Consider the following 6,919-nt stretch of genomic DNA (forward strand, 5'->3'; position numbering starts at 1 on the left):
ATAGAAAATAGAATAAACACATCCTTAAACAACACTTCCATACCTACTCCCTTGAGTACTATACCTCTTAAAATATTCAAGAAATAAGTAAGCGGTATAATACTCCCTAAAAGCTGAACTACTTTTGGCATTGACTCGGTTGGGAAAATGAAACCAGACAAAAGAATACTTGGAAGTAGCACTAGGAAACTAAGCTGCATTGCTTGAAGTTGGGTTTTTGCAGCAGTGGATATTAAAATACCTATAGCTAGTGCGCAAATAACAAATCCTAAGCCTAAAAATAATAACAGAGGCAAACTTCCCATAACGGGTACAGAGAACCAGCCGATACCTAATACTAGTGCAAAAATAAAATCCAAAAATCCAATGACAATGTAAGGTACAAGTTTTCCTAAAATTAATTCTGGAGCAGTTACTGGCGAAACCATTAACTGCTCTATAGTTCCTCGTTCCCTTTCTCTAACTAATGCGAAGGCTGTTAATAGTATAGTTATATTTTGCATTACGAGTCCCACAAGACCCGGAATTACAAAGTTTTGGTTCCTTAAACTTGGGTTATAGAGTACTCTTGTATTAACCTCTACTCCTCCGATAGTGGCTTTACTTGGATACTTTTCCATGCTATCACTCCAAAACTTAAGACCATACCTTTCCCCAGTTAAAACCCCACTGCTAAACACAGTTCTAGCAGTAGTTGGATCTGAACCATCTATTAGAAATTGTACTGCCGGTTTTTCCCCTTCTAGTATCTTATTACTATAATCTGGAGGAATTATTATAGCTGCATGAACGAGTCCACTATCCATTTTACCCTGAATTTTTTCTATGTTATTTTCTTCACTTGTTATATTAAAATATCCTGTATTTTCGAAACTTTTTATAAATTCTCTACTCTCTTTAGTATGATTTTGATCTAAAACTACTGTAGATATATTATCCAGCTCTGTAGTTACAGCATATCCAAAAAGTACCATCATAACTATAGGCATCATAATTGCAATTCCGAAACTAGCTTTATCTCTTTTAATTTGTATAAATTCCTTTTTAACTATTGAAACAAATCGTTGCATATTCATAGCTTATTACTCCTCTCCTAGAGCAAATTTAACATCTTCAAAGGAGCTTTCAATTTTTTCATTGCTCTCTCTTTCAACGTATTTTATAAAGACATCCTCTAAATTATTGACCCCTTCTTTTTCTATTAGTTCCTTTGGTGTACCACTGGCAATGATTCTACTATTAAAAATAAAGCTTAACATATCACAACTGGCTGCCTCATCCATGTAGTGTGTTGTAACGAGCACTGTAATCCCCTGCTTTGCAAGTGAAGAGATTATTTGCCAAAACACCCTTCTTGAAACTGGATCAACTCCAGCTGTAGGCTCATCTAAAACCAAGAGTTTAGGTTTATGAATAAGTGCACAGCCTAGAGCAAGACGCTGTTTCCAACCTCCCGAAAGATTTTTAGTCATATTTTTTTCACGCCCTACAAGACCTGCCATCTTTATTATTCCTTTTTTTCTATCATCTCTTTCTTTTTTACTTAGACCGTATATTCCTGCATAAAAATCTAGATTTTCATTCACGGTTAAATCCTCATATAAGCTGAATTTTTGAGACATATAACCTATGTTTTGTTTTATTTTTTCTCCATCTTTAAAAACATCGTACCCTAAAACCTTAGCATTTCCACTAGTTGGAGTTAAAACCCCACAGAGCATTCTAATAGTAGTGGATTTACCCGAACCATTAGGTCCTAAAAACCCAAATATTTTTCCCTTGGGTATATTAAAGCTAACATTACTAACAGCAGCAAACTCTCCAAATTTTTTTGTAAGATTATTTACTTCAACTGCCATATCCATTTTAAACACCAGCTTTCAATAAAACGTCTACCATCATCCCTGGCACAATGTTTTCATTGTCTACTAGTGAAATTTTAACTTGAAACACAGTCTTTTCTTTCTCTGATTTTGTTTCCGTATTTTTAGGCGTAAACTCTGACACCGGTGATATAAAAGTTATTTTCCCTTTGCCTATTTCCTTATAGTTATAATAAATACCTAACTCTTGTCCGAGTTTAATTTGATTTCTTTTTGATTCCTCAACAAATATTTCTGCAAACTTTTCCTTATTATTTATTACCTTGGAAATATTCATTCCTGGCGTTACCATTTCGCCTCTGTTTACAAAAATTTCTGTAATTACACCATTAAATTCACTCTTTATATCAGTCTTATCTATTTGAAGTTGAGCTAAATCAACAGAATTTTGTGATGCCTCAATCCCATTATCAGCTTGCTTTATCATATTATCCTTAGCATTACTAGGTAATGCCTCCTTTTTAAGCTTTGCAAAATTTAAACCTATTTCAGCTTGTTTCTTTTGTAGTTCATAAAGCTTTGTTTCAATCTTGGCAATCTTTTGTCCTTGCTTAACTTCTTGTCCTTGTACTAAATTTATAAGGCTTAGCTTGCCACCTATTTCTGTTGAGATATTGTAGCTATCACACTCTACAGTTGCGGTATATCTATTATCCTCTCCTCCTTTAGATGAATTACATCCTGTAAAGATGAAAATCGCTAATAAACTCATCAATGTCAAACTGATTTTTCTCATTTTATTTCTCCTTCTGAATTTTATTTACCGCAAGTCCATTTAAAAATAACTCTATTATTTGATCCACTTCTTGCTCATTTTGAATTTGTTTGTTTGTACCCATAAATTTCTTTTGAATTATATAAGCCATAAAAGTACCTAGTAAGGCTCTGCTAACCACTATTGAATCAAAGTTTTTAAATCGCCCCTTTAAAATTCCACTTTCAATAAATTCTCCTAATACATCCTTACCCTTAAATACTATATTTTTAACAAAGATTTCTCTTATATCCTCGTGAAACTGAATTTCAGTAATAATAACTTGTATAATATCCCAATATCTATTGAACACTTTCATCCTATCCATAAGCAATATTTTTAATATATCCTTATCATCTTTGTCTTTATTTTCATTTAAAATTTCTCCAACAGGATTTGCTATAAGTTCCTCACCCATAACCTCAATAAGTTTACTCATAACTTTAGCTAAAATCTGTTTTTTTGTTTTATAGTACCTAAAAACTGTTCCCTCAGCTACACCCGCCCCTTTTGCAATTTCACTAGTAGTTGTTGCACTAAAACCCTTTTTCGAAAAGAGCTTTATTGCAGATTCAAGTATCTTTTCTTCTTTGCTTTCTCTAACCATTTCTCTTCTTCCTTCCATCATAATATATAATGAGTGATTACTCACTTATTATATTCCATCAAATCTTCTATGTAAAGATAAAACTTCAGTAGAACTACAAATTCCCTTCTGAACTAATCAAGAACTTTTTCTTTAATGAGCTTGATTGTCCGTAATATTCCTCTACTCTTAGTTAATAGAACCCCCCAAACACTTAATTACTTAAGAGTTTGGGGGGTTCTAATGTTTTTAATATTTTCAATTTTCCTTCATTGTTATTTATCTTAGAACTGCCCTTTCCTGAGTAGCTTTTCAAATTCCTCTGGTAATACTGGGGGACTATAATAATACCCTTGAATTTGGTCGCATTTATTTTTTCTTAAAAAATCAATTTGTTTCTGGGTTTCTGCACCCTCAGCTATAACTATAATGTCTAAACTCTTAGATAAGTTTATAATTGTTTTTGCAATGGTACCGTCATCACTTTCGGGATAGTCTTTAACGAATTCCCTATCTATCTTTATCTTATCGAATTTAAATTTTCTTAAATAACTCAATGAAGAATATCCTGTACCAAAATCATCCATTGCAAGTCTTACCCCTATATTATTAATATTATCTAGCTGTGCCATTAAATTAGGATCATTATCAAGAAGTAAGCCCTCGGTAATCTCTATTTCTAATGATTCACCTTTTGAATCATGCTTCTGTAACATCTCCTGTATAATTTTAAAAACATCTACTCTTTTGAATTGCACAGGAGAAATATTTACTGACATTAAAATAGGTTTAAGGTTTTGCTCTCGCCACATTTTGTTTTGTCTTAAAGCCTCATCTAAAACCCATTCCCCTATCGGTAGTATAAGTCCTGTTTCTTCTGCAATCGGAATAAATCTAACAGGTGATATATTCCCAAATTCTGGGCTTTCCCATCTTATTAAAGCCTCTGCTCCCACTATTTCACCAGATTCCAAATCCACTTGAGGCTGATAAGTTAAGTATATTTCACCTAATTGTAATGCTCCTCTTAGTAGTTGTTTCATTTTGATATTTTCTAGATATTTATACTTTAAATCAGTGTTATAAAACTTCACGTTACTTTCAGCTTCCTCCGCTGCATATGCCTTTGCTACATTAGCATTTTCAATTAACATTTCTATACTTTCTGAATAATCATCATAACTTGCAACTCCAATAGCTAATTGAACCTGTATTTCTATGTCTTCTATTATAAAAGGATTTTTGAATTCATTTAAGACATTATTAACAAATTCCAATATAATTTTATCATCTTTATTACTTTCTAAAAGAATCATAAATTCATTTTTTCCTGGAGAACCTATAATAAATTTATCCTCCATATGATTTTTTATTCTTTTTAGCGTAGTTATTATTAAATAATCGGCTTTTTTTAAACCTAATCCATTCTTTACAATGTCGTAATTTGTAATTGTTAATGATATCAAAGTATACTTATAATCCACTCTAATAGAGTTTCCACTAATTTCTTCATGGATTAATTGTTTCATTAGGGATAAATTAGGCAGTGACGTAAGCTGATCATAATTTTTTAAAATATTAATACTTTCTTCTTTTTCTTTTAATAAAGTTAAATCTTCGAAAATACCTACATATTGTATTTCCTTATCATTATCACCTTTTATTGCGACTATACTTAACCATTTAGAATAAAGTTTTCCACTTTTCTTTCTGTCCCAGATTTCACCTTTCCAATTCCCATATGTTACTATAGCTTCCCACATATTTTTATAGAATTCCCTGTCATGCTTTCCTGATTTAAAAGCAGAGGTTTTTACATTTAAAACTTCTTCTTCTTTATACCCAGTAATATTCATAAAAGCTTTATTTACATATATAATACGAGTTTCTGCGTCTGTAATTAATATAGCTTCCTTTGAATTATCAAAAACATTACCTGCTGCCTTTACTCTTTTTAAAGTTTCTTGCCTTTTTAAAATTATATAAGTAACCATGATAGAACATAATAGTATGATTATAAGGAATATATAACCCATTCCTAAAAAGCCATTAGCCCTTAAACTCTTTATAAAACTAAATTCCTCCCTAGGATAGCTAATGATAGTCTTCCAGTATGTGTACCCTATGCTCTGCGTGAAGTTAGTGTCCTTTTCTTCTCTAATATAAGAAAGTGGATATACTGTATCATAGTAAGATATGTTTTTTTTATTTTCTAGATGTCCGGATTCATTGTGACTTATAATATCCCACATATCTTTATTTTCACTTTTAAAGGAAATGCTATTTTTTTTATTATACATAAAATTCCAATTGTTTTTTCCATCTATACTTCTTAGAAAGTACCCTTCTGAATTTAATAATTCAATACTAAAATTGCTATTTTGTTTAATGTTCTCATCAATTATATCTAATACATTTTTACCTAAATAGTTAAAAATCAATACACCAAACTTTTCACCATTACCTTTTAATATGGGCACGCCAAAACGTATAGTTGGTTTAATAGGATCCTCAATTTTCCCGTTTTCAGTATTTAAATTAAATTGTGAAATATATATTTCTTCGGGTTTCAAATTTGATATCCCCTTAAAATAATCCTTATCACTTTTATTTTGAAGTTGTTTTTCGGAAGCTATATATGCATTCCCATCATTATAATTTACTCTAGCTATCTCCATGCCATTTATATTTATCAGTCTCAACTGATCGTAAATTGTTTTATTTTTACTAAATCTCATAAACAATTTATTTACCTCAGTAAGCGTCTGATTTGTAGGATTATTAACATAATCATTAAGTGCGGCTGAATCCTTTATAACTTTCAAATCTGAGGTTACAGAGTTAAAAATAGTTTGGATATTTAATTTATTAATTTTCCCTATGGTAATTTCTCTCTCCATAAGTATTTGCTTGTCCTTTTGAATTTGCCAATTATTAACCAAAAACAATGCCGATATTAAAATTATCAGTAGTGGCAAAAATATAATAGCAAAATACTTCAATGAATTTATTTTTAAATACCAAGCTTTACTTTTCTTTTTAATCATTTAGTCCCCTCCTTAATGATTAGTATACTATATCACAATAATCATTATACTATATTTTCCACTCGTGGGAACATTTAATATAATTCTCTACAAAAAAAAGCTAGATGAATATATGATTAATAAAAAAAATTAACCTTACAGGATTCATCCTATAAGGTTAATAATAATCTTTTTATTATCTTCTAAATCCTCTGTCGTTTTGTTGTTTTCTTGCTCTTCTGCAATCAACACATCTTTGAGGCTCATTTTCGAATCCTTTTTCTTTGTAGAATTCTTGTTCTCCTTCAGTGAATACGAAGTCTTTAGAACAGTCTTTACAAACTAAAGTTTTATCTGCCATTTTAAACATTCCTCCTTTTTCTAAATATTAAGATCTAACAACCGATTAACAATTATATTCTAAAAAGAGGATATGTTGTTATCTAGTTTAATCTCAGTCTCAACTGCAATTAAACAGTTAGTACAGATGTATGTTAGCATATACATTAGTAAAACGCAATATATTTTTCATTATTTTTTAACAATTATTCTCAATTATTCTCTTGATTTATTATCAAATTTCCTATCTTCTTATTAATTCTAGTTCTTTATATATACATACTGTTTATCCTTTTAATTTTGTAAGCTGATTTCTATCTTCCATTTGAGG

General features: G+C 30.6%; 6 protein-coding genes. All 6 read right to left on the reverse strand.

The annotated features are described in order from the left end of the window. Positions 1-1,076 (reverse strand): ABC transporter permease (locus JJE11_RS11595; protein WP_291635746.1); only part of this gene is annotated, 1,076 nt, incomplete at its 3' end. A gap of 6 nt (positions 1,077-1,082) precedes the next feature. Next, positions 1,083-1,865, reverse strand: a complete 783-nt coding sequence (locus JJE11_RS11600; RefSeq protein ID WP_291635748.1) for an ABC transporter ATP-binding protein — start codon at positions 1,863-1,865, stop codon at positions 1,083-1,085. 1 nt (position 1,866) lies between these two features. Next, complete coding sequence (locus tag JJE11_RS11605) at positions 1,867-2,619, reverse strand: biotin/lipoyl-binding protein (protein WP_291635750.1); 753 nt, start codon at positions 2,617-2,619, stop codon at positions 1,867-1,869. Between the two features lies 1 nt (position 2,620). Then, positions 2,621-3,265, reverse strand: coding sequence for a TetR/AcrR family transcriptional regulator (locus JJE11_RS11610; RefSeq protein WP_291635751.1), 645 nt, complete (start codon positions 3,263-3,265; stop codon positions 2,621-2,623). Positions 3,266-3,507: 242 nt separating this feature from the next. Next, positions 3,508-6,270 carry an EAL domain-containing protein gene (locus tag JJE11_RS11615; protein WP_291635753.1) on the reverse strand — a complete coding sequence of 921 codons (2,763 nt, stop codon included), beginning with the start codon at positions 6,268-6,270 and terminating at the stop codon, positions 3,508-3,510. 175 nt (positions 6,271-6,445) lie between these two features. Then, positions 6,446-6,610: a zinc-ribbon domain-containing protein gene (locus tag JJE11_RS11620; protein WP_291635755.1), complete on the reverse strand. Its 165-nt coding sequence runs from the start codon at positions 6,608-6,610 to the stop codon at positions 6,446-6,448. Positions 6,611-6,919: the final 309 nt, after the last annotated feature.

The organism is Clostridium sp. (assembly GCF_016650095.1).
In the GTDB taxonomy this organism is placed as follows: Bacteria; Bacillota; Clostridia; order Clostridiales; family Clostridiaceae; genus Clostridium_AD.

Excerpts from the sequence above, each read along its gene's own strand:
- JJE11_RS11610 (WP_291635751.1), bottom strand. The coding sequence starts at position 3,265 with ATGATGGAAGGAAGAAGAGAAATGGTTAGAGAAAGCAAAGAAGAAAAG.
- JJE11_RS11600 (WP_291635748.1), bottom strand. The coding sequence starts at position 1,865 with ATGGATATGGCAGTTGAAGTAAATAATCTTACAAAAAAATTTGGAGAG.
- JJE11_RS11620 (WP_291635755.1), bottom strand. The coding sequence starts at position 6,610 with ATGGCAGATAAAACTTTAGTTTGTAAAGACTGTTCTAAAGACTTCGTA.
- JJE11_RS11605 (WP_291635750.1), bottom strand. The coding sequence starts at position 2,619 with ATGAGAAAAATCAGTTTGACATTGATGAGTTTATTAGCGATTTTCATC.
- JJE11_RS11615 (WP_291635753.1), bottom strand. The coding sequence starts at position 6,270 with ATGATTAAAAAGAAAAGTAAAGCTTGGTATTTAAAAATAAATTCATTG.